Source organism: Pseudomonas sp. SR18 (assembly GCF_023701505.1).
GTDB classification, from domain to species: domain Bacteria; phylum Pseudomonadota; class Gammaproteobacteria; order Pseudomonadales; family Pseudomonadaceae; genus Aquipseudomonas; species Aquipseudomonas cyclaminis.
On the sequence record NZ_JAMQAU010000007.1, the window covers coordinates 1 to 25,530 of the forward strand.

At 56.7% G+C, this 25,530-nt stretch carries 43 protein-coding genes; 27 read left to right on the plus strand and 16 right to left on the minus strand.

Going from position 1 to position 25,530, the window contains the following annotated elements:
- A partial coding sequence (locus NDJ82_RS12135) for a hypothetical protein (protein WP_250925543.1) occupies positions 1–365 on the plus strand: 365 nt, incomplete at its 5' end.
- On the opposite strand, the gene NDJ82_RS12140 is transcribed toward NDJ82_RS12135, so the two are convergent.
- The 6 genes from NDJ82_RS12140 to NDJ82_RS12165 form a co-directional block, all read right to left on the minus strand.
- A complete protein-coding gene (locus NDJ82_RS12140; RefSeq protein ID WP_250925544.1) occupies positions 358–690 on the minus strand; it encodes a hypothetical protein in 333 nt (110 codons plus the stop codon). The two genes, NDJ82_RS12135 and NDJ82_RS12140, sit on opposite strands and share 8 nt — an antisense overlap.
- Before the next feature lie 69 nt (positions 691–759).
- Entirely contained in the window at positions 760–1,230 is a 471-nt protein-coding gene (locus tag NDJ82_RS12145) for a hypothetical protein (protein WP_250925545.1), read from the minus strand.
- Entirely contained in the window at positions 1,227–1,469 is a 243-nt protein-coding gene (locus tag NDJ82_RS12150) for a hypothetical protein (protein WP_250925546.1), read from the minus strand. The genes NDJ82_RS12145 and NDJ82_RS12150 overlap by 4 nt, the downstream gene beginning before the upstream one ends.
- A 7-nt stretch (positions 1,470–1,476) precedes the next feature.
- Positions 1,477–2,040, minus strand: a complete 564-nt coding sequence (locus NDJ82_RS12155; RefSeq protein ID WP_191948089.1) for a siphovirus Gp157 family protein — start codon at positions 2,038–2,040, stop codon at positions 1,477–1,479.
- On the minus strand, positions 2,037–2,774 hold the full coding sequence (locus NDJ82_RS12160; RefSeq protein WP_250925547.1) for a hypothetical protein: 738 nt from the start codon (positions 2,772–2,774) through the stop codon (positions 2,037–2,039). Before NDJ82_RS12160 ends, NDJ82_RS12155 begins: the two co-directional genes overlap by 4 nt.
- On the minus strand, positions 2,771–3,865 hold the full coding sequence (locus NDJ82_RS12165) for a hypothetical protein (RefSeq protein ID WP_250925548.1): 1,095 nt from the start codon (positions 3,863–3,865) through the stop codon (positions 2,771–2,773). Before NDJ82_RS12165 ends, NDJ82_RS12160 begins: the two co-directional genes overlap by 4 nt.
- Before the next feature lie 92 nt (positions 3,866–3,957).
- Between NDJ82_RS12165 and NDJ82_RS12170 the strand changes: the two genes are divergently transcribed.
- Positions 3,958–4,308 (plus strand): hypothetical protein, encoded by a 351-nt coding sequence (locus NDJ82_RS12170; RefSeq protein ID WP_250925549.1) that lies wholly within the window; start codon positions 3,958–3,960, stop codon positions 4,306–4,308.
- On the opposite strand, the gene NDJ82_RS12175 is transcribed toward NDJ82_RS12170, so the two are convergent.
- The 3 genes from NDJ82_RS12175 to NDJ82_RS12185 are packed head-to-tail and all read right to left on the minus strand — an operon-like array spanning position 4,302 to position 5,112.
- On the minus strand, positions 4,302–4,490 hold the full coding sequence (locus NDJ82_RS12175) for a hypothetical protein (RefSeq protein WP_250925550.1): 189 nt from the start codon (positions 4,488–4,490) through the stop codon (positions 4,302–4,304). The genes NDJ82_RS12170 and NDJ82_RS12175 overlap by 7 nt on opposite strands.
- Entirely contained in the window at positions 4,487–4,678 is a 192-nt protein-coding gene (locus NDJ82_RS12180; RefSeq protein ID WP_250925551.1) for a hypothetical protein, read from the minus strand. The genes NDJ82_RS12175 and NDJ82_RS12180 overlap by 4 nt, the downstream gene beginning before the upstream one ends.
- Entirely contained in the window at positions 4,675–5,112 is a 438-nt protein-coding gene (locus NDJ82_RS12185) for a hypothetical protein (protein ID WP_284738595.1), read from the minus strand. The genes NDJ82_RS12180 and NDJ82_RS12185 overlap by 4 nt, the downstream gene beginning before the upstream one ends.
- 224 nt (positions 5,113–5,336) lie before the next feature.
- On the opposite strand from NDJ82_RS12185, the gene NDJ82_RS12190 reads away from it, so the two are divergent.
- The gene (locus NDJ82_RS12190; RefSeq protein WP_250925553.1) at positions 5,337–5,600 is read left to right on the plus strand and encodes a hypothetical protein; all 264 of its coding nucleotides are present in this window, start codon (positions 5,337–5,339) and stop codon (positions 5,598–5,600) included.
- A gap of 58 nt (positions 5,601–5,658) precedes the next feature.
- Here the strand turns inward: NDJ82_RS12190 and NDJ82_RS12195 are convergent, their stop codons facing one another.
- From NDJ82_RS12195 to NDJ82_RS12210, 4 genes are all read right to left on the minus strand, one after another.
- On the minus strand, positions 5,659–6,420 hold the full coding sequence (locus NDJ82_RS12195; RefSeq protein ID WP_250925554.1) for a DNA methyltransferase family protein: 762 nt from the start codon (positions 6,418–6,420) through the stop codon (positions 5,659–5,661).
- 459 nt (positions 6,421–6,879) lie between these two features.
- On the minus strand, positions 6,880–7,767 hold the full coding sequence (locus tag NDJ82_RS12200) for a hypothetical protein (RefSeq protein WP_250925555.1): 888 nt from the start codon (positions 7,765–7,767) through the stop codon (positions 6,880–6,882).
- Between the two features lie 3 nt (positions 7,768–7,770).
- Complete coding sequence (locus tag NDJ82_RS12205) at positions 7,771–8,562, minus strand: HipA family kinase (RefSeq protein ID WP_250925556.1); 792 nt, start codon at positions 8,560–8,562, stop codon at positions 7,771–7,773.
- Complete coding sequence (locus tag NDJ82_RS12210; RefSeq protein ID WP_250925557.1) at positions 8,534–9,124, minus strand: helix-turn-helix domain-containing protein; 591 nt, start codon at positions 9,122–9,124, stop codon at positions 8,534–8,536. Before NDJ82_RS12210 ends, NDJ82_RS12205 begins: the two co-directional genes overlap by 29 nt.
- Positions 9,125–9,230: 106 nt before the next feature.
- Here NDJ82_RS12210 and NDJ82_RS12215 point away from each other — a divergent pair, with 106 nt between their 5' ends.
- From NDJ82_RS12215 to NDJ82_RS12265, 11 genes are all read left to right on the plus strand, one after another.
- Positions 9,231–9,434, plus strand: a complete 204-nt coding sequence (locus NDJ82_RS12215; protein ID WP_082152922.1) for a transcriptional regulator — start codon at positions 9,231–9,233, stop codon at positions 9,432–9,434.
- A 118-nt stretch (positions 9,435–9,552) separates the two neighbouring features.
- A complete protein-coding gene (locus NDJ82_RS12220; protein ID WP_048365773.1) occupies positions 9,553–10,020 on the plus strand; it encodes a YmfL family putative regulatory protein in 468 nt (155 codons plus the stop codon).
- A 61-nt stretch (positions 10,021–10,081) separates the two neighbouring features.
- Positions 10,082–10,903 carry a Rha family transcriptional regulator gene (locus tag NDJ82_RS12225; protein WP_250925558.1) on the plus strand — a complete coding sequence of 274 codons (822 nt, stop codon included), beginning with the start codon at positions 10,082–10,084 and terminating at the stop codon, positions 10,901–10,903.
- Positions 10,903–11,853, plus strand: coding sequence for a DnaT-like ssDNA-binding domain-containing protein (locus tag NDJ82_RS12230; RefSeq protein ID WP_250925559.1), 951 nt, complete (start codon positions 10,903–10,905; stop codon positions 11,851–11,853). Before NDJ82_RS12225 ends, NDJ82_RS12230 begins: the two co-directional genes overlap by 1 nt.
- On the plus strand, positions 11,834–12,616 hold the full coding sequence (locus tag NDJ82_RS12235; RefSeq protein ID WP_250925560.1) for an ATP-binding protein: 783 nt from the start codon (positions 11,834–11,836) through the stop codon (positions 12,614–12,616). Before NDJ82_RS12230 ends, NDJ82_RS12235 begins: the two co-directional genes overlap by 20 nt.
- Position 12,617: 1 nt before the next feature.
- Positions 12,618–12,797, plus strand: coding sequence for a hypothetical protein (locus NDJ82_RS12240; RefSeq protein WP_250925561.1), 180 nt, complete (start codon positions 12,618–12,620; stop codon positions 12,795–12,797).
- Positions 12,794–13,426, plus strand: coding sequence for a hypothetical protein (locus NDJ82_RS12245; RefSeq protein WP_250925562.1), 633 nt, complete (start codon positions 12,794–12,796; stop codon positions 13,424–13,426). Before NDJ82_RS12240 ends, NDJ82_RS12245 begins: the two co-directional genes overlap by 4 nt.
- Positions 13,423–13,635, plus strand: coding sequence for a hypothetical protein (locus tag NDJ82_RS12250; RefSeq protein WP_250925563.1), 213 nt, complete (start codon positions 13,423–13,425; stop codon positions 13,633–13,635). Before NDJ82_RS12245 ends, NDJ82_RS12250 begins: the two co-directional genes overlap by 4 nt.
- Entirely contained in the window at positions 13,632–14,147 is a 516-nt protein-coding gene (locus NDJ82_RS12255; RefSeq protein WP_250925564.1) for a hypothetical protein, read from the plus strand. The genes NDJ82_RS12250 and NDJ82_RS12255 overlap by 4 nt, the downstream gene beginning before the upstream one ends.
- A complete protein-coding gene (locus tag NDJ82_RS12260; protein WP_250925565.1) occupies positions 14,144–14,779 on the plus strand; it encodes a recombination protein NinG in 636 nt (211 codons plus the stop codon). Before NDJ82_RS12255 ends, NDJ82_RS12260 begins: the two co-directional genes overlap by 4 nt.
- Positions 14,776–15,453: a bacteriophage antitermination protein Q gene (locus NDJ82_RS12265; protein WP_250925566.1), complete on the plus strand. Its 678-nt coding sequence runs from the start codon at positions 14,776–14,778 to the stop codon at positions 15,451–15,453. Before NDJ82_RS12260 ends, NDJ82_RS12265 begins: the two co-directional genes overlap by 4 nt.
- A gap of 650 nt (positions 15,454–16,103) precedes the next feature.
- Here NDJ82_RS12265 and NDJ82_RS27665 read toward each other — a convergent pair.
- A complete protein-coding gene (locus NDJ82_RS27665; protein WP_502941238.1) occupies positions 16,104–16,892 on the minus strand; it encodes a type II toxin-antitoxin system HicB family antitoxin in 789 nt (262 codons plus the stop codon).
- A 37-nt stretch (positions 16,893–16,929) separates the two neighbouring features.
- Positions 16,930–17,097 (minus strand): type II toxin-antitoxin system HicA family toxin, encoded by a 168-nt coding sequence (locus NDJ82_RS12275; protein WP_250925567.1) that lies wholly within the window; start codon positions 17,095–17,097, stop codon positions 16,930–16,932.
- A gap of 126 nt (positions 17,098–17,223) precedes the next feature.
- Here NDJ82_RS12275 and NDJ82_RS12280 point away from each other — a divergent pair, with 126 nt between their 5' ends.
- The 13 genes from NDJ82_RS12280 (at position 17,224) to NDJ82_RS12340 (ending at position 24,810) form a co-directional block, all read left to right on the plus strand.
- The gene (locus NDJ82_RS12280; RefSeq protein WP_003175039.1) at positions 17,224–17,562 is read left to right on the plus strand and encodes a hypothetical protein; all 339 of its coding nucleotides are present in this window, start codon (positions 17,224–17,226) and stop codon (positions 17,560–17,562) included.
- The gene (locus NDJ82_RS12285) at positions 17,559–17,918 is read left to right on the plus strand and encodes a hypothetical protein (protein WP_250925568.1); all 360 of its coding nucleotides are present in this window, start codon (positions 17,559–17,561) and stop codon (positions 17,916–17,918) included. Before NDJ82_RS12280 ends, NDJ82_RS12285 begins: the two co-directional genes overlap by 4 nt.
- 20 nt (positions 17,919–17,938) lie before the next feature.
- Positions 17,939–18,247: a hypothetical protein gene (locus NDJ82_RS12290; RefSeq protein WP_250925569.1), complete on the plus strand. Its 309-nt coding sequence runs from the start codon at positions 17,939–17,941 to the stop codon at positions 18,245–18,247.
- A gap of 102 nt (positions 18,248–18,349) precedes the next feature.
- Positions 18,350–18,580, plus strand: a complete 231-nt coding sequence (locus NDJ82_RS12295; RefSeq protein WP_250925570.1) for an Acb2/Tad1 domain-containing protein — start codon at positions 18,350–18,352, stop codon at positions 18,578–18,580.
- A complete protein-coding gene (locus NDJ82_RS12300) occupies positions 18,580–18,771 on the plus strand; it encodes a hypothetical protein (RefSeq protein ID WP_250925571.1) in 192 nt (63 codons plus the stop codon). The genes NDJ82_RS12295 and NDJ82_RS12300 overlap by 1 nt, the downstream gene beginning before the upstream one ends.
- On the plus strand, positions 18,768–19,022 hold the full coding sequence (locus NDJ82_RS12305; RefSeq protein ID WP_068931899.1) for a hypothetical protein: 255 nt from the start codon (positions 18,768–18,770) through the stop codon (positions 19,020–19,022). The genes NDJ82_RS12300 and NDJ82_RS12305 overlap by 4 nt, the downstream gene beginning before the upstream one ends.
- Before the next feature lie 109 nt (positions 19,023–19,131).
- Positions 19,132–19,596 carry a hypothetical protein gene (locus NDJ82_RS12310; RefSeq protein ID WP_068931898.1) on the plus strand — a complete coding sequence of 155 codons (465 nt, stop codon included), beginning with the start codon at positions 19,132–19,134 and terminating at the stop codon, positions 19,594–19,596.
- Between the two features lie 54 nt (positions 19,597–19,650).
- Positions 19,651–20,274, plus strand: coding sequence for a putative metallopeptidase (locus NDJ82_RS12315; protein WP_250925572.1), 624 nt, complete (start codon positions 19,651–19,653; stop codon positions 20,272–20,274).
- Between the two features lie 31 nt (positions 20,275–20,305).
- Positions 20,306–20,767: a DUF2280 domain-containing protein gene (locus tag NDJ82_RS12320; protein ID WP_250925573.1), complete on the plus strand. Its 462-nt coding sequence runs from the start codon at positions 20,306–20,308 to the stop codon at positions 20,765–20,767.
- Positions 20,754–22,052 (plus strand): terminase large subunit domain-containing protein, encoded by a 1,299-nt coding sequence (locus NDJ82_RS12325; RefSeq protein WP_250925675.1) that lies wholly within the window; start codon positions 20,754–20,756, stop codon positions 22,050–22,052. The genes NDJ82_RS12320 and NDJ82_RS12325 overlap by 14 nt, the downstream gene beginning before the upstream one ends.
- Before the next feature lie 5 nt (positions 22,053–22,057).
- Positions 22,058–23,452: a DUF4055 domain-containing protein gene (locus NDJ82_RS12330; RefSeq protein ID WP_250925574.1), complete on the plus strand. Its 1,395-nt coding sequence runs from the start codon at positions 22,058–22,060 to the stop codon at positions 23,450–23,452.
- Positions 23,453–24,565, plus strand: a complete 1,113-nt coding sequence (locus NDJ82_RS12335; protein ID WP_250925575.1) for a hypothetical protein — start codon at positions 23,453–23,455, stop codon at positions 24,563–24,565.
- Positions 24,562–24,810 carry a hypothetical protein gene (locus NDJ82_RS12340; RefSeq protein ID WP_250925576.1) on the plus strand — a complete coding sequence of 83 codons (249 nt, stop codon included), beginning with the start codon at positions 24,562–24,564 and terminating at the stop codon, positions 24,808–24,810. Before NDJ82_RS12335 ends, NDJ82_RS12340 begins: the two co-directional genes overlap by 4 nt.
- 10 nt (positions 24,811–24,820) lie before the next feature.
- On the opposite strand, the gene NDJ82_RS12345 is transcribed toward NDJ82_RS12340, so the two are convergent.
- Positions 24,821–25,426 carry a hypothetical protein gene (locus NDJ82_RS12345; protein WP_216091642.1) on the minus strand — a complete coding sequence of 202 codons (606 nt, stop codon included), beginning with the start codon at positions 25,424–25,426 and terminating at the stop codon, positions 24,821–24,823.
- Positions 25,427–25,530: the final 104 nt, after the last annotated feature.

Sequence of the window (25,530 nt, forward strand, 5' to 3'; positions counted from 1 at the left end):
ATTACGAGCACAAAAGTGCGGAAGGAAAATCAAGCTCCCAAATCGCTACGATCCAACAGTTCGACAAATCATTAACAATATTTAAGATCGACGACGATCAAACCCTTTATTGGTTGAGCCGCCAGAGTGAGTACCGACTGGGTGCAGGAAGGCATAAGATTCAAGTTCGTAAGTTTATTACCGCGCAACAGCAAACTGCTCCGATTGAAATGACTGTTGATCTGGTGGGCGGCCGTACCTATGGACTTTACGGAATATCATCGTTGACATGGTGGAGGTATGAAATTCGTGACGTTGAGACTGGGCAGCCAGCTGATGTCGCAGACCCTGTTGTCAATGCAACACCTCCTGCACCGCTTAAATAGTTGGCCCGATAACCTCGTCGCCGGGGTCTTTCCTAATGGCGAGCAGGCTTTTATTTCGGAATTCCCGCGCCACACTTTCTGTAGGTTCGAAAACGTGGCGCGGCGGATTCAGCAGCGGCTGGCACTTTGCGGAACCCATCGCATGCAGGTGATGAATCATCAGCGTCATCGCCTCGCCCTGCTCAGTAATGCCTGACCACTCCATCAGGTCGGCCAGGGCCTGCCGGGTGCCTGGGCGGACACGAAGCCTAAGCTCTTCCTCCGCAACTGCCACTCGCTTCCTGGCAGACTTGGCCGAGCGTTCTTTCTGGGGTACTGCTGCCATGGCCTACCTCTTCTATTCCGCTGGCCGGCAGTGCGAGCCAGGTTTGACGTTTGCGTTGCTGTACGCGGGCTATGCGGCGCATGAGTCGACCTTCACCTGGTGCCAAGCGCCGACGGCTTCGAAGATCCGCGCGGCGTGCGCCTCGTCCAGCGACATCGCTTCAGGAATGGCGATCCAGCCCGAAGCCACCATCTGGCTTTGATTGGCCTCGTCGCGCAGCTTCTTGTAGCAATGCTCGATTACGTCCTCCAGGTGATCGGAGAGGTAAACGCCATCGGGCGCCACCTCCACCGACTTGCTGTAGCGGTCGCCGCGGGCGTCGATGCAAAGCGCGCTCAGGTAGATCGTCCAGCGGTGGGGGATACCGCAAACGGCTTGGCCGATCTTCCCGGGCGCGATGTTCTTCAGCGACTTGTAATTAATCATGCCCTGTCGGCCGCTGGGGTCGATATTTACGACGGCGACGTGGTTGGAGGCCAGCAGCGAGCGGCACGACCGGGCGATGCGTGCCTGCAGGCTATGCGGCTTGCGCTTGCTCATAATGCCTCCGCTAGTTTGCGCAGCGCCTCACGCTCGGCCCGAGTGATGGGCGGCTTGCGGCGCTTGAGGATGGTGTCGGGGTCGATCTTGGTGGAGCGCTTCGCCGGCGGCGGGTTGATCGCCGGGCTTTCGCCCAGGTAAATCGTTCCGCCGGCCGCTAGGAACTGCGCCGTGCGCACCGATATTGAGTCGGCGTGCAGACGCTGCTGTTCAACCAGGTTGAGGTGGTTGCTGATCATGATTACCTCACTTGATGCGGATTGAACTGTCGCCGCGCTCTAGGTGAGCCCATTTCGGCTCTTCGATCAGCTCATGCTCGGCATCTTCGCCGGCGGACATGCGCTTACGGACCGCCTCGTTATGCTCGCGGATCTCCTTGAGCTTGGAGGCAATGGCTTTTTTGTCCGGAGCAATGCTCGACTTCACAGTGGTCAACTCGTCCGGCACGGCGTCTTCGTTGTCGACGATCACCCGTTCGCTTCCCATCGCCAGGGTAATGGTGAAGAGCGGACGCTTGATCGACTTGATATTGGCGGCTTCCATGTTGCGGCGCAGGTAGTCGCTGATCTGTGCCACGCTGTTGGACTTGATCCGCTTGAGTTCGGCCAAGCGTTCGATTTCGTTTTCGATGGCGGTCACGTCGCTTTCGATATTGCGACGCAACATAACGATGTTGTCGGCCTTGATGTTGAAGTCGCCTTGAACCTCGTCCATGGCGTGCTGCAAGGCCTCTTTCAGGCCTTCATCGTCGGTGTCGGCCATGGCTTGGAGTTCGGCGAGTTTGCCGGTGAGTGCGTAGAGCTGGGTCATGCTGCTGCCTCCGTGCCTTTCTCAAGGCTGGCTTTGCGTTCTTCGAATGCGCGAGTGATACGTGCGATGAACGCGGGCTCATTGCGGCGAGTGGCTTCGCGGATGTATTTCACGTTCAAGGTTTTGAGTTCGTAAACAGTGACGGCCTTTCCGATGGTCTCAACCGCCGAGGCGAGCCAGTCCACTCGCTCCTGCTTTTGGCGCAGGATTTCGGCGTCCTTGTCATCAGCGCTCGCAATGGCCTCTTCACCTTTGAGCTGTTCAACGTAGCCGGCGTCGTCGAACATGCCCAAGAACACGTCAGCGCTGAAACCGAGCATCGACAGGGACTTCTTGATGGCGTCGGTCAGCGACTTTTTCGGCGCTTCTCCGTCGGTGGTTGTGCCATAGGTGGATTTGTAGAGGTAGCGGGTACACCCGTACTGCTCGATCTCGCCGCGCTTACCATCCAGCTCAAACCAGAAGCTGATCTTGATGGTGTGGTTGAGTTCTCGACCTAGCACGATGCGCTTGTCGCCTTCGCCACTGACCATTTCAGAGCCTTCGTCGAAGCGCTCTTCGGTAACTTTCCAACCGAACCCAATGCCGACAGGGCCGAAGATCTCGGTGGCCTTCATGATCATCGCCGTTCCGTTGAGGCTGGTGATGTTTTGCCCACCGACCTTTGCCGCTTTCGTATGGCTGGTGTCGGTCTTGCTGACCTGGTCCCAAATCCGCATATTCGTGGACATCATTTATTCCTCCAGCCGCTTGCGCGCTTGACCAACTCCTTGAAGGAAGCCGCCGGCAGCCTGCTCATGTATTTTTTGTTGTCGCGGTACCACTCTTCCAAAGCCGCCTTAGGCGTCTGAATGGCTACGACGTGGGCGACCTGCTGCTTGTACGAGGTCGAGTTGGCGATTTGCGAGTAGTACGCGCCGCGTACCACCACGGTATTGGTCATGCCTTGCTTGACCAGGTTGTTCAGCTCTTCCTGGGATTGCACGGCGATGGCGCCTGGGTGCTTCTTCTGGAAGAGCCTGTAGCAGGCTTCTTTCACCAACTCGGTGCTGCCGTACTCGACATATTCAACGTCGGGAATGCCCGCTTCGATCTTCTCTGCGACCTCGTCCAGGCGTCCGGTGTCGATCCAGGCGTTTTTGGATACCTGTTTCAAATCCCAGCCGCTAACCGTCTGGCGGTCACGCTCAAGCTGCAGGTATTCGGGGAGGATGTCGTAGCCGTAGGTCAGGTCGGTATCGCAAACGAAAAGGGTGCCGACGTAGAGCTTTCCAGGCCGGGAGGGCAGGATGTGGCCGTACTTGGTGCCGATTACATCGCTCATCGAGGGCTGCATGCGCAGGCACATGCTACGAATTTCGGCTTCGTCATCCTCGGTGAGGCCCGAGACGACGAATTCAACACCCTGATTCTGGCGGTGCGCCGGTGTTTCGTTGATGCACAGCACCTCCGCATCGAACTGGTCGCTGTGTCGAAACTCAGGTACCCACTGCTTGTTGCCGTTCCAGACCTTCACGTCGTAGCCGTGGCGGGTAAGTACCAGCAGGGCAATCTTGTAGCCCTCGCCAAAACTGCCGATGGCGTCTGACCGATCTGCCTTGGATGTGCTGCCCAGCACCAGGGTGCTGGCCTCCAGCCTTGCAAAGCGGCTGGTGATGAACAGTTGGCCGTCAGCGAAGGCGTATTCGAAAGGTGACTCACTATCCAGGGCGTTCTGGACCAGCTCCCGGATGGCCTCTTTCAGGCCCCAATGGCGAACGTAATCGCGGGACAGGGGAAGTTCGTAGGACTTGGAACGGATGCGATCTGCAATTGCTGCGAGCATGACTATCTCCCGCGCCATCCTTGCGGGGCGCTTTTCATGATTTAGGCGGGTGTGAGATATTCCCTCAATTACCGATGTAATGAGGTCAGGGAATGGCTAAGGCGAAGATCGTGAAAGCCCCGATACCACGGTGTGGTTTCTACGGAGCGACCATCAAAAACACGCGTCTTGATCAACGATCGACACTTGAAGAGACGATGATTAATCTTGCTACGGCTCTGGGCATGCCTCTGATATATAAGGCATTAACTGGACGGGATAGCTATATTTATGAGCCTCAAGGAAAAGGCTATTACTATTCCTACCAGAGCGCCTCGAATACGATTCTTGAGCTTTCAAGGGACGTCGCCCTAAAAGCGGCCGCTGATCGCAAAAAGGCTGCGTCAGATCGCAAGGCTGCCAGGGATGCTCAAAACGCGGCGAAAGCTGGTGACGATCACTGATCCTGCTTTCGGTATCGCAGCACCTGCAGGACGCGACCGCCGTAACCAGGTTCTGCGTACTGCTCAACCGGCGCGCCGAAGAAGCCGCGGCGTTCGGCCAGGCTGTAGGCTTCACGCAGGTTGTGAGCGCTGATGTCTTCGAGCTGCTCGTCGACCAGTGATTTAACCGGTGCTGTTGTCACGCTGCCTCCTTGCGCTGCTGGCAGATCTTGAGCAGGCGCTTGCAGTAGTGGTTGAATTCTTCGATGGAGATCACGCTGCCGGTGAGCATATTGGTGATCATCCGCTGGACTACGATCTGGGCGCTTGGCTCGATGCCAGGATGCTCCAGGGCTTCAAGCGCTTCGTCGATGAGGATGTGCGGGCTCATAGTTCGCTCTCCACGTCGTCTTCCGCCTCTTCCCGCTCTGCTGTAGCCGCGTCGGCTGCGTAGGGCTTCAGGAGGTCCATGGCGATCCGTTCAGCGGCTTCGATGGGGCGTTGTTCACCCATCAGCTCAGCGGCGTGGCCGCGTGAATCCGCCTGGCTACCCAGGATCGAAGACAGGAACAGCCGGGCAAGTGAGTCGCGCTCGTCCAGGCCGTCGATTTGGCGCTGGTTCAGGTGGCCTTGCAGGTAAGTGCAGAACCGGTCAAACGTCACTACCTGCGGCTGACCGTAGCGGCGCTTCCACTTGATGTCCATCCCGCACACCAGCTGCTCGGCCGAGTGTTCCAGCCACTCCTGCTCCGCGCTCGCCTCGCTGACCTCTGGAGGCAACTGAGCGTCGTAACGCTCCTGGCAAATCTTCAATGCTGCGTTCATCGTCGCCTCCAAGGTGGCGGGTTGTTCACCTGTATTCGTCAACACTCATGCCTCCCGCTGGTTGCCGATGGGCGCGGGGGAGGAGTGCTGACGGGTATAGGCGGGGAAGCGCTTATCGATTGTTGAATCGATAGAGGCTTGATTTTTTGGGGGGGGGTGAAGAAACTCACGCTAGACAGGTTGATAGCTAAGTGACATCTTCCATTTTTGAACAGGAGATGGTCATGGGTTTTAAAACTCAGAAGGGAAAATTTGTTGAACTGCCGGAAGGCTTCACAGCCTCGGTTCATAGCCAGAAAGGTAAGCGGATCGAGATTAAGGCTTCAGGCCTTTACATAAACTGGGATTACAATACCGTCTGGGTTAACTACGCCGGAGATGATTCGCAGAAGTCATACACGACTTTTGAGCTCCCATCTGACGGTACGTTTTTAAGGGATCTAGCTGCTCAATTGATTGAGTTGGCTGAAGAAGTAGATCCTGAGTAAAGACCCCATAAGTTCAGTAGTTTTGTCCGGCCCCTCCGAACGTTGAAGGGGCTGGTTGTCAGGCTGTAGCTGGGATCACCACCAATACGGTATTGACCATCGTTCCGGCTTGCTTGAATGAGGCTTCTGGCAGGGTTTCGATACTGCCGCCGCGCTGCTCCACAATCCCGCGAAAGTCTCGGGTCAGAGCGTCATCGCGGAAGGTCACACCGGAAGGCATGATCGCCACCAATCGGCCACCGGGCTTCAGGAACTTGAGGGCATGGACAACGTGATGAATGTCACTGCGTTTCTTGTCGAACGGCGGATTCATCAGCACCCGGTCGTAGATGGGCTTTGGCTCAACCTGTAGGAAGTCGCCAGGCTCAGAAACACCCGACAGCGGCAGCCTCAGTTCAATCAACGCTTTATGGTTGTCCGGCAGTAGTTCGTGCATGTCGACCATGACGCCTACCGCTGCTGAGTTGGCGGCCACCGCTAGGGCGCCGCGACCCGCACTTGGCTCCAGCACCATCATCCCGTCGCCAATCATTGCGAGATCCGCAGCCTGCTTTGCAACGTGCGGCGGTGTGGGGAAGAAGCCGAAATCCTGCGGAACAGTAACCTCGCCGGTCATCAGGATGTTTTCGATTGCGTCGGCAGCGTTACCGGCGAACAAGTGGGCTTTTGCCTTGGTGTTCCACTTGCCGCCGGCGGCCTTGAGCGTCTTGTCGAGGCGCTGGTACAGGGTCTTATCGAGCTGGCCGCCGGTGATGAACAGCTTGTTGTCTTCGGTGCGCGAGGCGCTGAGCAGCGCCATTACTTCGTTGTCGACTTTCATTTGTGACTCCCGGTTGTTTTCCCAATGCACCCGACCGAGCTGCAGTTGGGTGCATCAGTGAAAACTTCCGCCGTGACCCGCTACTGGCGTCGGTCACCGGGTTGAATCAAATGTCACTCCAGCCGCGGGCCTTTCGGCTTGTTCTCCCGCTGGATAACTGTTCTTGGCGCTTTACGCTGCACGCCCGGGTCAGTTGCCAACCCTCTGAACCGTTTAGGCCGGTTCATCGCTGCCTTTGAATCTGAGCCGGCGGTGATCCGGCAAGGGGTGTCGCTAAAGAGCGGCGGGCTGTGAGGCCCTGACGAGTCCCTGTTGGGTGACTCGATGGATTCAATCTACAACCCAAAATTGTAATCTGCAACTCTAAATTGTAATTATGGACGATGAAAATTGTAGCCCCTTAGGAATCAGGGGCTTATAGGTGCTCTTAGATGGGGGGAGCGTTACGGGGAGGCCTGACTAGGCAGCACGCTCGTAATCAATGATGGCAGCGGCTGCCTCTTCGGCGCCGTAAAAAATGTGTGGCTCAATGCCGTCTTCAAGACTCTGGCGCTGGAGATCCTCAAGACTTTGCTCGTATTCTGCTATAAGCGAGGGATCAAACCTGTCTAGCTCCTTTGGCGTCCAGATGAATAGGGTGCATTTATTCTGCGGGGCGTCGGCGACCTTATGCTTAACGAAATGCAGATCCCATAGTCGGCTCTTGGCGCCGTCTACGTGGCGGCTTATTTGCTTCGACGGTTTTATCTTGGCCAGGCTGGCTGCCATGCGATTACCAGCAAAGAACAGGCTGCCACGCGATCCCTGAATTGCTTGGGTATGCAAAGGCAAGTTAAAGCGATCCCTCAGGCGGGGGAGAATGCCCAGCACTCGATCCTGTATGTCAGATCGTAGCTGGCCAAGATTTGCCTCGTAGGCAACCGGATCGTCAGACTCTTCGTCCTCTTCCATCAGAGCCGAGGCATGAACGGTGGAAAGGCTTGAGGTAAGGCTGGATGCTTGTTGGAGGATATGGGTCATGTTGTTGCCCAACCCCCTGCGGGTCTTGCCGATGACTACTCCGTGAATGCCGCATGAGAACTGCCCTCCGAAGCCGCCTTCGGCAAACTCCAGGGCGCGGGACAACGCAAGCCCCATCATTCGTTGCATGCCTACCGCCGAGCTGCCATATAGGCATTTCAAGGCCTTCTCACTAATAGTGAGGCAGCCGTTGACCTCGTCGCCAGAAGCTGCGACCACTGCAATAGTTAGACGCTCGCCGGACTGAACGATGGGCTCCAGGTAAACAGGGGCCCAATCCGCCTCATACTCAGGAAAGCTGGGGAATTCAGAGAGATCTGGGAGCATCCTTTAGACCGCCATGGTTTTCTGTTTGAAGCCGAGAGCCCCATCCATTAGAGCACTCATATGTTTTACGCGTGACTCGAGGAAGTCCACCACTTTGTCGACATGGGCCTGGTCGACTTGGCAGTAATGCGGCTGACTCGCCGCAGCATGGCTCCTGAAGTTAGCAGTATATGCTGGCGCAGATCGATCTTTCAGCTTTTTGGACGCCTGGTGTCTTTCAAACTCAGACACCTCTCCGATGACCATCCCCAGAAGATGGTTCCGGATATTTTCGCTCGCTTGGAGGCTTGGTGCTGATAGCGCCTCCTCGTGGTCGATCAGCCAAATAGCTCCATCGCCACCTATAAGGAGGTTGCGCAAATTCCTGTCGGTGTTAGCGAGGAGTTCGTCGAAGACAATGGCGGCATGCAGGTGTGACCACTTATTGAGTAAGTGTGAGACCTTGTCGAAATTGATCACGCGGCTCATAGGCACCGCATTGGTGTCCACGCTAGCCAATACGATGCACTTACCCTGTCCTCGCCCAACGTCTTTTCCGCGGGCAACCGCAAGAGCAGTTAGGGGAATAGGTAGGCCAAAATATCTTCCGATGCTCGCGCTCATGGTTTCGGCGAACAATCGCTCGGCAGGCAATACCTTTATGTATGCATGAAGGTCTCTACGGTAGCCTTTCAGCCCGCTGATGGTGCCGTAGAAAAGTGGGTGCTGACCCTTTACGTCTGGGTCAATAACAGCCTCGCCCTGGAGATAAAGGGCGAGTGGAATGTCAATCGGTTCCGGTTTTGCGTTTTGCATGTGTAGGGCCGCTTTCCTTGGCTACTGACTTCTTAAGGCCATGACCGATCATCTTCACCATATCTCCCGAATCACCGCCAGCGTCTGCATTTTTAAACGCGGATTCTGCGAGTGCATCCAATTCATCAGGAAGATTTGGCACGTTTTCCCCCGAGGAAACGTTTCTTTCAATCATGACCTTTGCCATGGCTGTAAGAAGTGACACATCACTCTCTCCGAGCTCCCCTTTCTGAAGCGCTCGGGACACTACATCACGGAGGATTTTTTCCACTCCGCCGGACGAGCTGATCCTCAGGTTTTTGGCCGCAGCGCCTTTGATTTCGGAGCCCGTCAGAGGAGTGAAGTGTGGAGTGCTAAATGAGCCCGATTCGCCCATCAAGTGGGAGATTGAAACCTTCAGCGCGCCTGCAATTCCTTCAAGTTTCTTCGGGCGGGGAACATTTTTGTCTGCCTCCCAAGCCTGGACGGACTGAGGCTTAACTCCCAATAGACGAGCGAGTTCCGACTGGTTCAGCCCGACAGCCTCTCGCGCAGCAGCGATTCTTTTTCCGATTGTGCTCATAGAGACACTTTACAACTAGTCGTTGTAACCAGCATTGCAATTCTCAGTTGTAGTTTTCGGGCAAAGGTTGTAACTTTGCGTTGTAAGTCAAATTTTAGAGGTGCCTATGAACCAGAACGCAGCCGTGCGTGCAGCTGAAGCAGCAGGAAGCCAGTCCGCCCTTGCTCGCGTTCTTGGCTGTACGCCTCAAAACGTTCAGAAGTGGTGCGCAACAGGTCGCATCCCAGCTGAGCGCGTTATTCCAGTAGAGCAAGCCACCGGCATTCCACGCCATGAGCTTCGTCCAGATATTTACCCGATCGCCGCTTAACGCATTTCTTACGCCCTTAAAAAGTCCGGAATTTTGCTCATGCCAGATATGAGCGCCCCATGCCCATTCCAGCGACGAAGCAATCTTGACCGCAAACGACCCAAGGAAAAACTAGGACATGAAAACGCCCGTACTAGAGACCCGCCGCCAAGTAATGGCAGCCGTGTCCAACGCTTTCCCTGGTGGGATGGATTGCGCAGCTGCTCGCCTTGGCATCAAGGACAAGCGCCTGGAGAACCAGATCTATGAAACCGCCGGGTGCAAGCCGCTGAGCGATGCCGAGATCTTCGTGCTGGAAAGCGAAACGAAGACCGAGCACCTGCCGGACTACATCTGCGCGATGTACGGCGGCGTGTTCGTGAAGATCCCGGAAGCCGGGGAGTTGGACAACGTCGATCTGTATCAGCGCTCGCTGGCTGCATCCGCACAGCGTGGTGCGCTTGACCAGATGGTGGCTTCCGCCCTGGAAGACGGCGAAATCGATTCGAACGAAGCAAAGAAGATCCGGGCCCTGCACGCCAAGTACATGTCGGCGAGCCTTGAGGCTATCGGGGCGGTAATTGAGTTGCACAAAGCCCGCGCATAAATCGCAGGCACAAAAAAGCCAGGTTCGTGGCCTGGCTCATTGCTACATCAGCGAGGTGATCATGAATACACAATCCATCCCCGTCAATACCCCCAACAATCTCGCGCCACGTTTTTCGCAATCGCAAAACGTGGCGCGGACAATGTCGTCTCGGGAAATCGCCGAATTGACCGGCAAGCAACATCAGCACGTTAAGCGCGACGTGGAAAAGATGCTTGGCGAACTCGAAGAAGATGCGTCCAGTTTTGGACGGATCTATTTGGACACAATGAACCGCCAGCAGACGGAGTATTTGCTCGACCGGGAGCATACCGACTGCCTTCTCACCGGCTACAGCGCGGCAATGCGCATGGCCGTTATCAAGCGCTGGCGAGAACTGGAAGGTGGCCGTGTCATTGCAACCCTCCCTGACTTCTCAAATCCGGCAGCGGCTGCCCGCGCATGGGCGGACGAGGTAGAGCAGAAGCAGGCGACTGAACAGGCTCGCCTTCAGTTGAGCGTTGAGGTGCAGGCTCAGGCAACCAAGATCCATTCCTTGGAGAACTTATTCAAGGAAGGCATGACCCACACCCAGTTCTGCAAGGGCCTCAATGGGGTCAACGTCATGCAGGTGGGCAAGTATCTGGAAGCTCGCAGCTGGCTCTACAACGAGAGCAAGTCCGGCCTACGTCACCGTGTTGGCTCCTATGCGCGCGACAAGTACATGACCGAGCACCAGCACGAAGTCACCCCACACGGCAAAGACCCCTTCATCTCCTACACGCCTGTTCTGCTGAAGAAGGGCGCTGCACGCATGTACGACCTTTACCTGGCCGGCGAGCTGCCTATGAAGAAGACCTGGGACGGCCTATTCACCCACGACAAAGCACTGAGGGCTGCGTAATGGCCAGAGCACGTAACATCAAGCCCGGCCTGTTCAGCAACGAGCTGCTGGTCGAGCTTCCAGCATTTGACCGCCTGGCCTTCATTGGTCTGTGGTGCCTGGCAGATCGGGAGGGGCGCCTTGAGGATCGCGTGAAGCGAATCAAGATCGAACTGTTCCCGTGCGATGACTACAACGTGGAAGAAGGCCTGGCACGCCTTGCTGCTGCTGGGTTCATTTTTCGCTACCAGGTGGCAGGATTTTCGGTCATTGAAATCATCAATTTCCAAAAGCACCAGAGCCCGCACGGCTCGGAAAAGGACAGCACACTCCCAGACATTAACGGTTACCTCACTGTTTACGAACGGAAAAAGAACGTTGTAGTCGCAGGCTCTCAACGTAAGGTTCTTGTGGGTGAACAGTCTTTTAACGTTAAAGAACCGTTAGAGCCTGTTAACCCACCGTTCGATAACGCCCTGATTCCTGATTGTGGAATCCTGATTCCTGATTCCGGAATCATTGATTCTCTGAATCAAGATCAACACCACTCTCTCAACGCGGGTGAAGAAATTCCGGGCTCAAGCTTCGAAGGCTTCGATGATCTCGAAGACCTTCCCCCGGAAGAGGCCGAGCCACCTGTTGACCCAAAGACCCCTGTCGAGATGACGCTGGATTGGATGCCTGACGCCAATCTGCTGAAGACGTATTGCGTGCACTTCGGCGTCTCGACTGAGCTGTTCACCAAGGACGCTGTGGCCCCGTTCACCGCTCATCACGAAACAGCAGGCCTCCTGCAAACTCAATCCAAATGGGTGTCGCTACTGGTCAAATGGGTGAGGGACGACAAGAACCGAGCGAGCAATATCCGCCCATTCCCAAAACCCCAAGCCATTGCAAGGCACACCCTGACCGAGAGCCGCGATTACAAAGCAGGCACCAAGGAGAACGCCAATGGCACGTTCCGTCTCTGACCTCGGCCCGCACTTGGACCGTAAATTCGGCGTCATTGGCCGCCAGCCGGCGAGCTGTGGCACCCACGGTGAATACTCGGCGGTGATGCTCAGGGGCGGCGGCGTTTCTGGTTGCCCGATCTGCGCGAGTGACAAGCGCGACATGGAAGAACTTGAGCGCAAGCGCTTTCAGTTCCGGACGCTGCAGCACGACGCCGCCATGATTCCCAAGCGTTTCGCAAACAAGTCCTTCGCCAGCTTTGTGGCGTCGTCGCCGGCACAGCAAGTCGCTCTGGACGCCTGCATGGAGTACGTCGACAACTTCTCGAAACACAAGCAGGAAGGGCGCTGCATGTTACTCCTGGGCAAGGTCGGTACCGGCAAGACACACCTGGCCACATCCGCAGCGAGCGCACTGATTAACGAGTACCTGGTCAAGGCGATCTACCGCACTGTCGGCTCCGTCATCAGCGATATCAAGGCGACCTTCAGCGACAAGTCTGGCGAAACCGAAGCCCACATCATGCGTGAGCTGATCGGCGCTGACCTTCTGGTACTGGACGAAGTAGGTGCCACCAAGCAAAGCGAGTTCGAGCTGGCCACGCTGTTCAGCATCATCAACGGCCGGTATGAGCAGGGGCGCCCGATGATCATCGTCAGCAACCTCTCGCCCGCCGAGCTGAACGATGCCCTGGGCGTGCGCTGTGTCGACCGCATCCGCGAGAACGGCTGCATTGGTGTGGCGTTTGAGTGGGAATCGCAGCGCGGCAAGGAAGGGTTTTGACATGAGTGAACAAAAAAGTTTTGAGCCTGACTTCGCAGCCGAAAGCGAGAAATTCCAAAAGCACGCCATCGGTGCGGGATTCAGCCTTGAGAAGCTGGCAGGTGGTTTTTACGTGGATCAGAAAACCCAGCACGCATGGGCGGAGTGGATTCGCCTTGTAGCCAGGGAGCAACGGACATGACCGACTACATCGAATTGATGCGGCTGGCCGAGGCTGCTAAAGAAGATCCGAATTCGCCATACCTCCCTTGCCCGGTGGCATTCATGAATGCCGCCACTCCAAGTGTGGTTCTGGCCCTGATCGCCGAGAACGAGCGGCTGAAGAAGTTGCGGAGCACGACCGAACGTGATCTTGCGCAAGAGCTTGAGGTTTGGCGTAACGGGCCTTCTTGCTGGAGCTACGGCGACACCGGTGATGTGCATGACATCGTCGGCGAATGGCGCGGCCAATGCGACTGCAATGTAGCCAAGTTGATTGACGCTGCCAGCGAGCTCGACCAACTCAAGGTCAAGAACGAGACGCTGAAGTCCGATATTCAATCCTGGCGCCTCAGCATCGAGGCTGAGCGCAACGTGCATGAATTGTCGCTGAAGGGCGTTCAGGATGAGCTTGATCGCCTGAAGGGGCCGGGCTTCGCCGAAGAACTGGCGGCGCTGCGCAAGAATGCTGCGCGGTATCAGTGGCTGCGCGAGGCTCGTAGCGGCTACATCGAGGTCGTGGAGTGGATCGGCCCGCACGCGACAGGGATGATCGGCGAAGACTTGGACGCACTGCTCGACGGCGCCATGGGCAAGGGAGAGAAGTCATGACTCGCACCCAGGTCGCATTTTTTGTCTGTTCGCTTTATGCGGTGATCGGCGTCTTTGTCGGCGGCGGCATGCGCCCCATGCTGATGCTTGCGGTTATCACGTGCGGCCCGCTGGCACTGCACTATCTGACCAATCCTGGCGGTGCCCAAACAGCACCAGGATCATCCGAAACACGCGAAGCAGAAGGCTTGGATGGTGGTGCCCAATGACCAAGCCAGCCAAACCTCGCCCAATGCCTGTGTACCTGGTGCTGCGCCGCCTGGTCGATCCTGCTACCGGCAAGGAGGTAGCCGCGTTCGTGCCGTCCTCCGACGCTGACCGGTCGATCCTGCGCGAGCGGGAATTCAAGATGAACGCGAAGATCCGCGCCGACCTCAAGCAGCCGCGCAACCCACGGTTCAACGGTTTGGTCCACGGCCTGGGCCGGGTGCTGAGCCAGAACATCGAACGGTTCTCCGGCAAGCAGTCCCACGATGCCATCAAGGCCTTGCAGCTGGAGTCAGGCGTGTACTGCGACGAGGAAGCATTCGACATACCCGGCCTGGGCCAGCTCACCCGCAAGACGCCCCGCAGCCTTTCGTACGACTCAATGGGCGAAGAGGTCTTCCAAGATTTCTGGCGCCAGTGCTGCGCGTACCTGGTGCTGCACGACTGGCCGACGCTCACGGAAGAGCGCCTGACCGAAATGGCAGAGTTCGAAGCATTCAAGGAGGCCGCATGAAGCGCACTCCACTGCAACGGAAAACTCCGCTCCAATCCGGTCCACCACGGCGTAAACGCTGCCCCGAGTGCAGGGTGATGTTCACGAAATCGCGCGAATCGCTGGTGGTCTGCGGAGAGATCGAGTGCGCCATTGCTCACGGCAAGTCAGAGAAGGGCCGGGCGATCGCCGGAAAGGCCCTGGCCGAAGTAGGGCGCCGCGACATAAAGGTCCGGAAGGAGAAGCTGAAGAGCAGGGCGGAGCACCTACGGGAGGCCCAGGCCGCCGTGAACGAGTACGTGCGCCTGCGTGACGCTCAACTACCGTGCATCAGCTGCGACTCAACGCCGAACGACAACGACCTCATGACCGGTAGCCGCTGGGACGCCGGGCATTACCGCTCCGTCGGCGCCTGTCCGGAGCTGCGCTTCGAGCCGCTGAACATCCACCGCCAATGCGTGAAGTGCAACCGCAACCTATCCGGCAACGCGGTGGAGTACCGCATTCGCCTTGTGCAGCGCATCGGCGCCGAGAAGGTCGCCTGGCTGGAAGGTCTGCACGCTGCCTGCAAGTACACCGTGGAAGAGATCAAGGCCATCAAGGCCAAATACCGGGCAATGACCAGAGAACTAAAAAAAGGGGAAGCCGCATGAAGCTGATCAACGCAAGACAGGTATGGGCCGAAGCACAACACGAATCGAACGCGTCGATCAGCGCTGTGGCAATCGACAAGGCTCAATCGGCGCCGATCAAGAAGGGCCAGCGCATGCGCCGCGCCGAGGCCGTGTTCGCTGCTCTGGGGGATGACAAGGAAGAGCGCATCCAGGTTGTGCGCCAGAAGATCAGCATCAGCGAGACGCGCGGGACGCCCCTTGGCCGTTCCACTGCCCGCGCCGCACACCTGGCTACCATCGGCAAAGTACTGCGCGCCATCGACACGCTTCCGTTCCAGGTGCAGCAGTTCGGGCACTATCTCTATCATCCAGCGATGAACATGCGGCACCTGCTGAATGCTGTGCTGCTGATCACCGCAAAGGCCGCGCTGCCAGACCTGACATCCGCTAAGCGCGTGAAGGCGCAGTACCTGGTTACCCTGGCCCTGCAATCGTACAAGGGGGAGGTCGCCGGATCGGCAGAGTGGGGCCCGGCGCGGGTGGCCGCCGAGATGAACACGTTCTTCGGTGTCACCATCGACCCGAAGAACTGGACTCGTGACTGGCTCGACCTGTGGGAATCCCTGAAAGAAGTGATAAAGGAAGTGGATATCCAGGCTCAACAGCCACTTTGGCAGGTGATCCACGCGGAAAAAGATCAAGAGGCGGCATAATCATATTGACATGACGGGGTTTTGCGCGTACTTTTCCCATAATGCACAAGTAACGCGAAACGCACACGAAACCCTGAACCCGGCCAAACGCCGGGTTTTTATTGTGTATCATCAAAGGCTCCTGATATTTGTATGTGCATGGAGCTCAAAAATGATAATTGCTTTAAGTCAGGCGGTTCTTAAAGTTGTAACCGCCCTACCTAAATTTGACGTTACGACTACCACTACTACTGAAGGCGGTAAGAGTTTGCTTTGGCTAATCATCCAAGTGAAGCCGGGTCAGGTAAACAGTCGGGGAGAGGATCTTCCAGATCCCTCTTACTATTGCCGTACAGACGTGCCTCTATACACTAGCGGCGTCGAAGACTCTGATGTGGATAACGCAGTTGTGCATCTGAAGAGTCTCATTAGGAATAATGATCATTCTAACGGCTGGACGAATCTGATTTAACCCATAGACCTCAGCCGTCAAGCCCTGCTTTAGAGCGGGGTTCTTATACTGACAGCTTCAGCTCTATCTCAGGTGGTCCTCGGGAAGGTCTGGACGTCGATAGCTGGTTAGTGCACGGTTGGGGTCATCACCGGCAGTCCGTGAGGACATGCAGTACCTTGCATATGTAAGTGTGGTGTGACCCCGATGATCCATTGAGTCAGGCTTTTTTAGGTAGCCCTAACAAGTTTCGATAAGCAGCTTCGTCTAACTCGTAAAGCTCAGCAGCGGTAAGCTCCAGCCATCTATCGTCCGGTTTCATTCCGCTTGGCATCGCCGAGTAGTTGAAGAGAATTCCCGCGTCGGCTTTTCTTGCTCGGGAGGAGAAAGAGGGGAACGCCCAGTATCTGAAATGATCCTTTATTACCTGTACGAGAGAAGTGCGTAGCGCTTCAGGCGTTACCTCAGATGCAAGGGTATTCAGAACAATATCATTCGCTTCTTCGGTTGTGATTCGTGGATCGTAATGCGCCCACATGCGAAGTTTGTCGAAGTCACGACCATGCCTGTGAGGCGCGTAGAAGAATCGCATTGATTGATATGGTGCCGGTGCTGACAGTCCGAGATGCTTCAGAGCATCCTCCACCTGTTCGATTTTCGATGTGTGCAAGAAATCGACTAGTCGGTCACCTTGAACCTGGTGGACACCGAGTAGGCGGCGGAGATCAGCTTTGCGCATTCCGCGTTCCATCATTGCATTCCACAGTGTGATTTTTGCCACCGTTACTGCCGGCAATCGGACGACATACTCTCCTGGCTCTGGTAGGGACGCAGTAGGTATGGCTTTGCGCTCATCAACATAAATTGAAAGTGTTGTCTCTATAGCGTCCAACGCTTCCGAAAGAGCATGAGCCTGATTTTCGCCGAAGCTATTCAGCTGCGGGAGATCCCGACAGAAGACAGCAATTCCAGTTGTGTCTTGTTCAAATCTAATCGCGTAGTCGTGCATGGTCACTCCTCTCAGAGGTTATGAGTTCAATTCAGATTTAGTGAGGGGGCTCTTTGAGTCCCAGTTGTTTAATGATCGCCTTGCGGGTCGGTTCTGGCATTTCCTTGCCGCCGTGATCCGCGAAGGTGGTCTTGTTACTGTTTAGGGCGGTGACTTTAAAGTGGCTTCCTATGCCTAATTCGAAAGTCACCCCGTGGGCCTTCAACCATCATCTGAGCTCGCTGAACTTCATCACCCCCCTCGTTGTTTGGATGAGCCAATTCTACAACACATTTGTTTTAATACAACAAATATGTGTTACTTTTTTAAGCATGCCACCGGAGTCGAGCGCATGGAGTATTTACAGCGCCTGCTCGACAAGATCGACAGGTTCGAATTGCTAATTGCGGGCCTCATTGGGGCCGTTGTTGCCAGCTGGTGGCACAAGGATGACTTGTCCGACTGGCGCGCCTGGATGGTGTTCTTGGTCACCGGCGTTGCCTGCTCTCTGTACCTGACGAGCATGGTGAGCGCCTACCTGAATGTCACTGAGCCCAAGATCGTCGCCGGGATTGGTTTTCTCCTCGGCACGTTCGGCGGCTCGCTTCTGGCAGCAATCAATCGAGCCATCAAAGCCGCTGACCTCTGGGCGCTTATCCGCCAGCGGTTCGGGGGAGGCAATCCACCATGAATCTTGAACTGATCAACTCCATCGCCTGCGGCCTTGTCGCGCTGTGGGCAGCCTGGTGCGTATTGAGCGGGAAGGTTAGGGACGGCATCCTCGGGAAGCTGATCTACTCGACGATCGCCATTACCGGTTTTGTCGTGATGGTGCGTAGCCAGAACATCTTCTTCGGCCCGACCACTGCTGGGCTGACACTGCATGTTGCGCTGGCCATGGCCGGTGCCCGCCACATCTTCATGGTCACGTACTGGCAGCGGGTGAAGGTCTGGCTGTGCCGGACGCTGAACTGCGAGCACTGCCTGCGGGACCCGCGTTTCAGTGCACAGCCTGGACAGGTCGACTGCCACCGGAGGAAGCGCTGATCCGCATCACGTACTCAAATGTGTCCGTTTCATGGCGCGAAAAAGCCGCAAGGCGTTTTGTTTGGTTGATATGCTTGCAGGCCATCAATCGCGAGCTTGTAAAAATGGCAGTAACAATCAATTTTCTGGTAGGCGCAGACGTTCCGGCGCGCCTAAAAAAGCTTGGCCATAAGATCGTATGGGTCGTCGAGGTGAATGGTTTGATCAAGCATTTCACGAACGATGAGGAAGCATTTGCGCACATGAAGATCCTTCTTGATATTCAAGTTAGAAAAGCGCTGAATCCGCCAAACCCAAGAGCTACTGAATCTCTGGAGTTTAATTCGTGACCGTGTCAGTTCCCGCCATTCTGTAAGTGTTTTGCCTGAGTTTCAAGAAGCCCGCCAAGTTGCGGGCTTTTTCATTTCGATAACCGAGAAAGGCGCAATTCTATGGACAACCAGCACAAGAAAATCACCGGCTACCGTGACCTGAGTCAGGCCGAGATTGACGGCATGAACTCCATCAAGGCCCTTGAGGCTGACACCGGCGAGTTGTTCAAACAGATCGGCCAGATTGAAGGTGTTGACCAGCGGCTGTTGGCGCTGGCCAAGACTAACCTGCAGCAGGGCTTTATGTGGTTCGTGCGATCCATCGCAAAGCCAGCCGACCCATTCATCTGATGAACAACGTAACCCGCCTGCGGCACGTGCTGCCAATGAGCCCGGACATCAACGCTGCTGTGAACGCTATCGACAAGGCCATTGCAGATGCCGTGGATGCCGCTAAGGAAGCCGGGCTGCCCCAGGGTTTGATCGTTGGATTGCTGCACGGCCATGCTCACGCACAGACACATCAGATGGTGACGCAATGACCGTCAAGGTCCTTGAGTTTAAGCGGGAAGACTGGCGCGATGCAGCCAAGACCCTGCGCAAGATCGCCGACGACCTCGATGCCGGTGAGCATCCTGAGTGCACTGTGGGCGCCTTGACGCTGATCGGCGCGAAGGGAGAGGTGACCGTGTTCGGCCTCGGGCCCAAGTGCGATGACCTGCAATGTCTGGGCGCCATGCGCTTGGGAGAGCAGAAGCTGATTGATGTGCTGCTGGACATCGGGGAAGGGTAGGTGTGCCGCGGGCAAGTATCCGATCGCCTAAACATTTGCCTCTTTGGATGATAGTGAATTAATTGAATGTGGTGGCATACTGCCTGCTCAAATAGAACAGGAGGTTCACATGGATTTATTATCAGTCACCCCGGATCAAGTTGACGCCTTACACAATCTGAAGTTCGACGGCGAACGGATCAAAGAGCACGCCAAGAAATTTATCGCTAGGCTTTCGGCTGTTTGCCAAGAGGAGACAGTAAGGGAGCGCTGGGGAGTCAGTTTCATGGTCCAACCGGACGGAACCACGGTGGAGCTTGAGACGCCTTTTGGTGACGCGAAGGCTCAGCTTAGCCTTCTGGTCAACGGTGAGTCAGTAGAAGGCGTATGGGGCGTTCGCCGCAAAGGCTTCAACGAAGAGGGCGAGCCTGTATTTTTGCGAGTAGCTTCGTTCCGGGTGTCGAAGAGTGGAACGATCTATCTTGGTGAGACGGACGAGCGGCCAATCAGTTCTCGTACGCAATTTGTAGCCGGTGAAGATTTGTCGGCTTATCAAGTGATGGGCGCAATCATCTATCTTCTTGGCGCCCACTAAGAAGGTTGTGCCATATAGCCTCGCCTAGTGCGGGGCTTTTTATTGGGAGAGGAAATGGACAGGCCGTACCCTCCATCGTCACTGCTTGAGCTGTCCGACCTTTCCGATTTCGGAATCCGCCTGACGCCAGCACCCGAGGTATGGGAGTGGCTTCAAGCCGAGGTTCTCGCCGACACTGGCAGCATTCACAACGAAGACCATGCCCACTTACTGGATGCAGACATCCGGGTCATGTGGGCATCGTCGAGCTTCGAGAAGCAGGGCAGGACAGTGCTTGGCCAGGCCGAGCAGGTAGCGTTCCGAGCTGGTGGCTGGCAGAAAGCCCGGATGGAGCAACAGATGCGTGATTGGTTCGGCGATGTGCCGGACTTCATCATTACTCTGGCTGCTGACTACTGCGCCGAGTGCAGCGACACCGACTTCTGTGCCGTGGTGGAGCATGAGCTGTATCACCTGGCTCACGCGACCGACAAGTACGGTCAACCAGCATTCACCCAAGACGGTGCACCGAAGATCAAGCTGCAGGGCCACGACGTGGAAGAGTTTGTCGGTGTGGTCCGCCGCTATGGTGCAAGCCCTGACGTTCAAGCGTTGGTGGATGCTGCAAACAGTCCTGCTGAGGTGGGGAAATTGAACATTGCGAGGGCCTGCGGAACCTGTCTGCTCAGATCGGCCTGACCCCTGACAGACCTAAGACGGAATTTACCCTATGGCAGCCCTGAGCAATGAGGTGAAAGGCTTCATGGTTCAGGCCTTGGCGTGCTTCGATACTCCGTCGCAGGTTGCAGCAGCTGTCCGAGAAGAATTCGGAATTGAGGTGACCCGCCAGCAGTGCGAGGCCCAAGACCCTACCAAACGCGCCGGGCGAGACCTGGCAAAGAAGTGGGTGACCCTGTTTCACGACACTCGCAAGCGATTCCGAGAAGAGACCGCCGAGATCCCGATCGCCAACCGCGCTTTCCGCCTCCGTGCCATGAACCGTTTCGTGGAGAGGGCCGAGTCGATGAAGAACATCGGCCTGGCCATGCAGATCCTCGAACAGGCGGCGAAAGAAACGGGCGATATGTTCGTCAACCGCTCCAAGAAGGAAGAAGCAGGCGATGAGCCTGTTATCCCGACCCGCATCCAGGTCGATGTGGTGGATGCGAGGAAGCCGAATGCCGAGCCTTAACGTTCCGCAGGCTCAGTTCCTCACGCTGCCTCACAAATTCCGCGCGTTCGTTGCAGGCTTCGGCTCAGGCAAGACCTGGGTGGGCTGTTCGGCACTGAGCAAGCACTTCATGGAGTGGCCCGGCGTCAACGCTGGCTACTTTGCACCGACTTACCCGCAGATCCGGGATATCTTCTATCCGACGATGGATGAGGTGGCCTACGACTGGGGGCTGAAGACCAAGATCAACCAGGCGAACCACGAAGTTCATATCTACAGCGGCCGGCAGTATCGCGGCACTGTGATTTGCCGATCGATGGAGAAGCCGCAGACCATCGTCGGCTTCAAGATCGGCCAGGCCTTGGTCGATGAGCTGGACGTGATGAGCTTGCTGAAGGCTCAGCAGGCTTGGCGCAAGATCATTGCCCGGATGCGTTACAACTTGCCGGGGCTCAAGAACGGGGTGGACGTAACCACAACCCCTGAGGGCTTCAAGTTCGTCTACCAGCAGTTCGTGAAACAGCTGCGTGATAAGCCCGCGCTCAATGACATGTACGGCCTGGTGCAGGCCAGCACGTTCGACAACGAACTGAACCTGCCGGATGACTACATCTCATCCCTGATGGAGTCATACCCGCCGCAATTGATTCAGGCCTATCTCCGTGGGCAGTTCGTCAACCTGACGTCTGGAACGATCTACACGGCCTACGACCGCAAGCTGAACGGGTGCTTCGACACCGTGCAGTCCGGCGAGCCTCTGTTCATTGGCATGGACTTCAACGTCGGCAAGATGGCGGCGATCACCCACGTCAAGCGCGACCAAGGTTTGCCCAGGGCCGTGGATGAGTTGGTCGACGGCTACGACACGCCCGACATGATTCGCCGGATCAAAGAACGCTACTGGCAGCACGACGGCAACGACTTCAAGAAGACCTGCGAAATCAGGATCTACCCGGACGCCTCGGGCGATTCGCGCAAGTCCGTGAACGCCAGCATCACCGACTTGGCCATGCTCAAGCAGGCCGGGTTCGCGGTCATCGCCCCAGCGGCGAACCCGCCGGTGAAGGACCGAATCAACGCAATGAACGCCGTCTTCTGCAATGCGCATGGCGAGCGCCGCTACCTGATCAACCCGTTCACCTGCCCAACCTACGCCGACGGCCTGGAGCAGCAGGTGTGGGGCACGAACGGGGAGCCAGACAAAACCGCCGGTATCGATCACGCGAACGACGCAGGCGGCTACTTCATCCATCGCGAGTACCCGATCGTTAAGCGGACTGCTTTCACCAACTCCCTGAGAATGTGACCCCCATGAGCAATGACCCAAGCAAAACGCTACCGGCAGTAGACGCCATGCGCGAAGACTGGGCTCTTGTTGACGCGCTGATGGGCGGAACGAAGGCGATGCAACTCGCGGGCAAGCTCTACTTGCCGAAGTGGCCAAAGGAAGATGACGACGCCTACAAGGAGCGCCTGTCGCTCTCCACGCTGCTCCCTGCATTCAGCGAGACGGTCCAGAACATGAAGGGCAGGGTGTTCGCCGAGAACATTGTGCTTGGCGAGGATGTGCCCGACTCGATCAAGGCCTACGTGCAGAACTTCGACCGCCAGGGCAACAACCTCCAGGTCTGGGCTCAGCAGCTGTTCACGGTCGGGCTTTCCCACGGACTTTGCCATGTGCTGGTTGATTACCCGAAGACGAAGGACGAGCAAGGCAACTCTGTCGTACGCACTGCTGCGGACGAGAAGGCCGCCGGCGTTCGTCCGTATGCGGTGATGATTCACCCGCAACAGGTGATTGGCTGGCTCACCGAAGAAAAGGGCGGCGAATGCTCGCTGTCCCAGTTCTGGTATGCAGAGGTGGTTGAAGAGCGCGCTGGCGAGTTCGGCGTGACCATCATCCCGCAAATCAGGGTGTTGATCCCAGGCGGCTGGCGGCTGTACCGCAAGGCAGAAGACGAAAAAGGGAAGAAGGAGTGGACCAAGTTTGATGAGGGGGCGAGCACGTTCTCGGTCATTCCACTGGCTACGTACTACACCAAACGCACGGGCTTCATGACCGCGACGCCGCCGCTGCTGGAGTTGGCGCACCTCAACAAGAAGCACTGGCAGTCCCAAAGCGATCAGGACAACATCCTGCACGTCGCTCGGGTGCCGATGCTGATGATCTCCGGTATCGACGACGACGCTTTTGAACTCAAGGTCGGGACCAGTTCCGCTACCAAGCTGCCCACCGGCGGCGACATGAAGTGGGTGGAACACACCGGCACCGCCATTGAGGCTGGACGCAAGTCGCTGGAAGACCTTGAGGATCAGATGCGCATCGCGGGTGCCAAGCTGCTTCAGAAGGACAAACAGTCCACGAAGACGGCGACCCAGGCTGAGGAAGAGGCGGCTCAGGAGATGAGCCCCTTGCAAACCATGGCTGGCCAACTGGAAGACACGCTTGACCAGGTGCTTCAGTATTTCGCGCTCTGGAAGAGCGAGAAGGAAGGTGGCCACGTGAAGGTGAATGGCAACTTTGACGTGGACTTTGCGCCGGAAACAACCCTTCCACTGCTGCTCAATATGGCAACCCAAGGCCGGCTCTCCGACGAAACCCTGTTCAATGAGTACAAGCGCCGCGGCGTGGTCTCGGATGACATTGAGTGGGAGATCGAGAAGCAGAAGATCGCCGACCAGGGGCCAGCGCTCGGAGCTCTCTAAATGGCAACGGTCAACGAGATCCTTCAGGACGAGCATATCGCTCACGCGGTATCGCTGGAGAAGTACAAACTTGGCGTGGTGCGGCGCATCATTGCTCAGTTGAATCGGTCGGATGCCAGCCTATCCGCAGCGCTGACCGAGGCCCTTGAGCGCATGCCCGCCGAATCGTTCACCGTTGAGCGCCTTGAACTGCTATTGGACGAGGTGAGGGCAGTAAACGCCCAAGCCTACGACCAGGTGTTCACTGCGCTTGAGGCTGACCTGCAGGAGCTTGCGGGCTACGAGGTCAACTGGCAGCAAACACTGTTTCAGCAGGCGCTGCCGGAGCCCGTGCTCGTGCGCTTTCCGCTGGTGAGCATCAGTTCTGAGCAGGCCTATGCCGCCGCGATGTCTCGGCCGTTCCAGGGACGCCTGTTGCGCGACTGGGGCAAGCAGGTTGGCGCTGAACGTATGGTCAAGGTGCGCAATGCGATCCGATCCGGCTACCTGGAAGGCAAAACCACCGACCAAATCATCCGCAGCATTCGCGGCACCAGGGCGGCCGGCTATGCCGATGGCTTCCTTGAGCGGCCCCGTAAAGACTTGGCAGCAGTCGTGCAAACGGCCGTGAGCCACACAGCGGCCACGGCACGAGAACAGTTCAACGTGGCAAACAGCGAGATCCTGAAGGCCGAAGATTGGCTCAGCACTCTGGATACGAAGACCTCCACCGATTGCATCATCCGGGACAAGCTTTCGTATGAGGTCGGCACGCACAAGCCGATAGGGCACAAGGTGCCGTGGTTGCAAGGTCCGGGGAGGATTCACTTTTGCTGTCGCAGCACCTCAACGCCGCGAACCAAGTCATGGCGAGAGCTTGGTATTCCCATTGATGAGATGACACCAGGTCAGCGGGCAAGCATGGACGGCCAGGTGCCGGGGGATACGACTTACGGAACATGGCTCGACCGACAGTCGGACGCGCGCAAGGCGCAGGTGCTCGGGCCGATTCGGTACCAGCTTTACAAGGACGGCAGGAGCCTTGAGGATTTTTACTCGCCAACTGGTGAGTGGCTGACCCTGGAGCAGATCAAGCAGCATGACGCGCAGGCATTCGCTAAGATGGCTGCATGACCGACAAGCCCAAGCTTCATCTCATTCAAGGCACGCCAGCCCCGGATACTCCGGCGGAACAGGTGCGCAAGCGCGTACGTGCGATGCCCAAGCCGGCAACGATGGTCCAGTGCCATCGCTGCGGCGGTCGCGAGGTGATCGAAACGAAGATCGGTGTGCTGATGAAGAATGGCAAGCCGACTGGCGGGACGAGGACGCTGATTTGTGTGGGGTGCTTGCTGCGCGGCGATAGAGTCGTTCTTTAGTACGCCTGACTCAGCAATTGAATACCGGTGCGTAGCGCTCTTCACGTTTCTTGAAGTGGATAGGCGCCATCGGCACTTTTTCACCGTTCACGAAAATATCCGGAAAGGTGACGGTGAAGTCGTCCATATCACCTTTCCCTAAAGGCGTTCCCTTGAAGCCGGAGTGGAAGATTTTCCTCGGATCAAAACCAGTTTTCAGTTGTTCAACGCTGACCTGATAGGACTGGCCTGTAACCAGTTGCACGGTGACCATCGGCGATGCGGCGCTCACCCAAAGGTCGGGCGGGGTCTCTTTGAAGGCCGCTCTGCGTTGTTCCGGAGTGTGCAGGTCACGCAGGTAAGGCGGCTTGTAGAGGCGGCCAAACAAGCGAAGCTCAGTTTCGGTTGATCGGATATTTCCCGGCAGGCTGGATGTCCCCGGCGGCGCTGCATAAACCAAAACATGAACCCAGTCGAGTTCTTCAGAAAGCGGCGCATAGCTCATCGCAGTTTTCGGCCCAGGACATGTGCGTTCGAGAAGGGCGTTTTGGCCCACCGCTGATTCGGGATGGAGATAGGGGCCTGTACTGCACCCCGTCAGCAGTAATAACAGTGCCCACAATGTGTGTTTTCTCATAGGGTCAACTCCATTTGCTAAGCGATAAAACACGCATTTAAGCACTTCTAACCATAAGCCTTGGCATCCGCTAGGGCTTTTTTTTGGGCGCGATTCCGGATGGA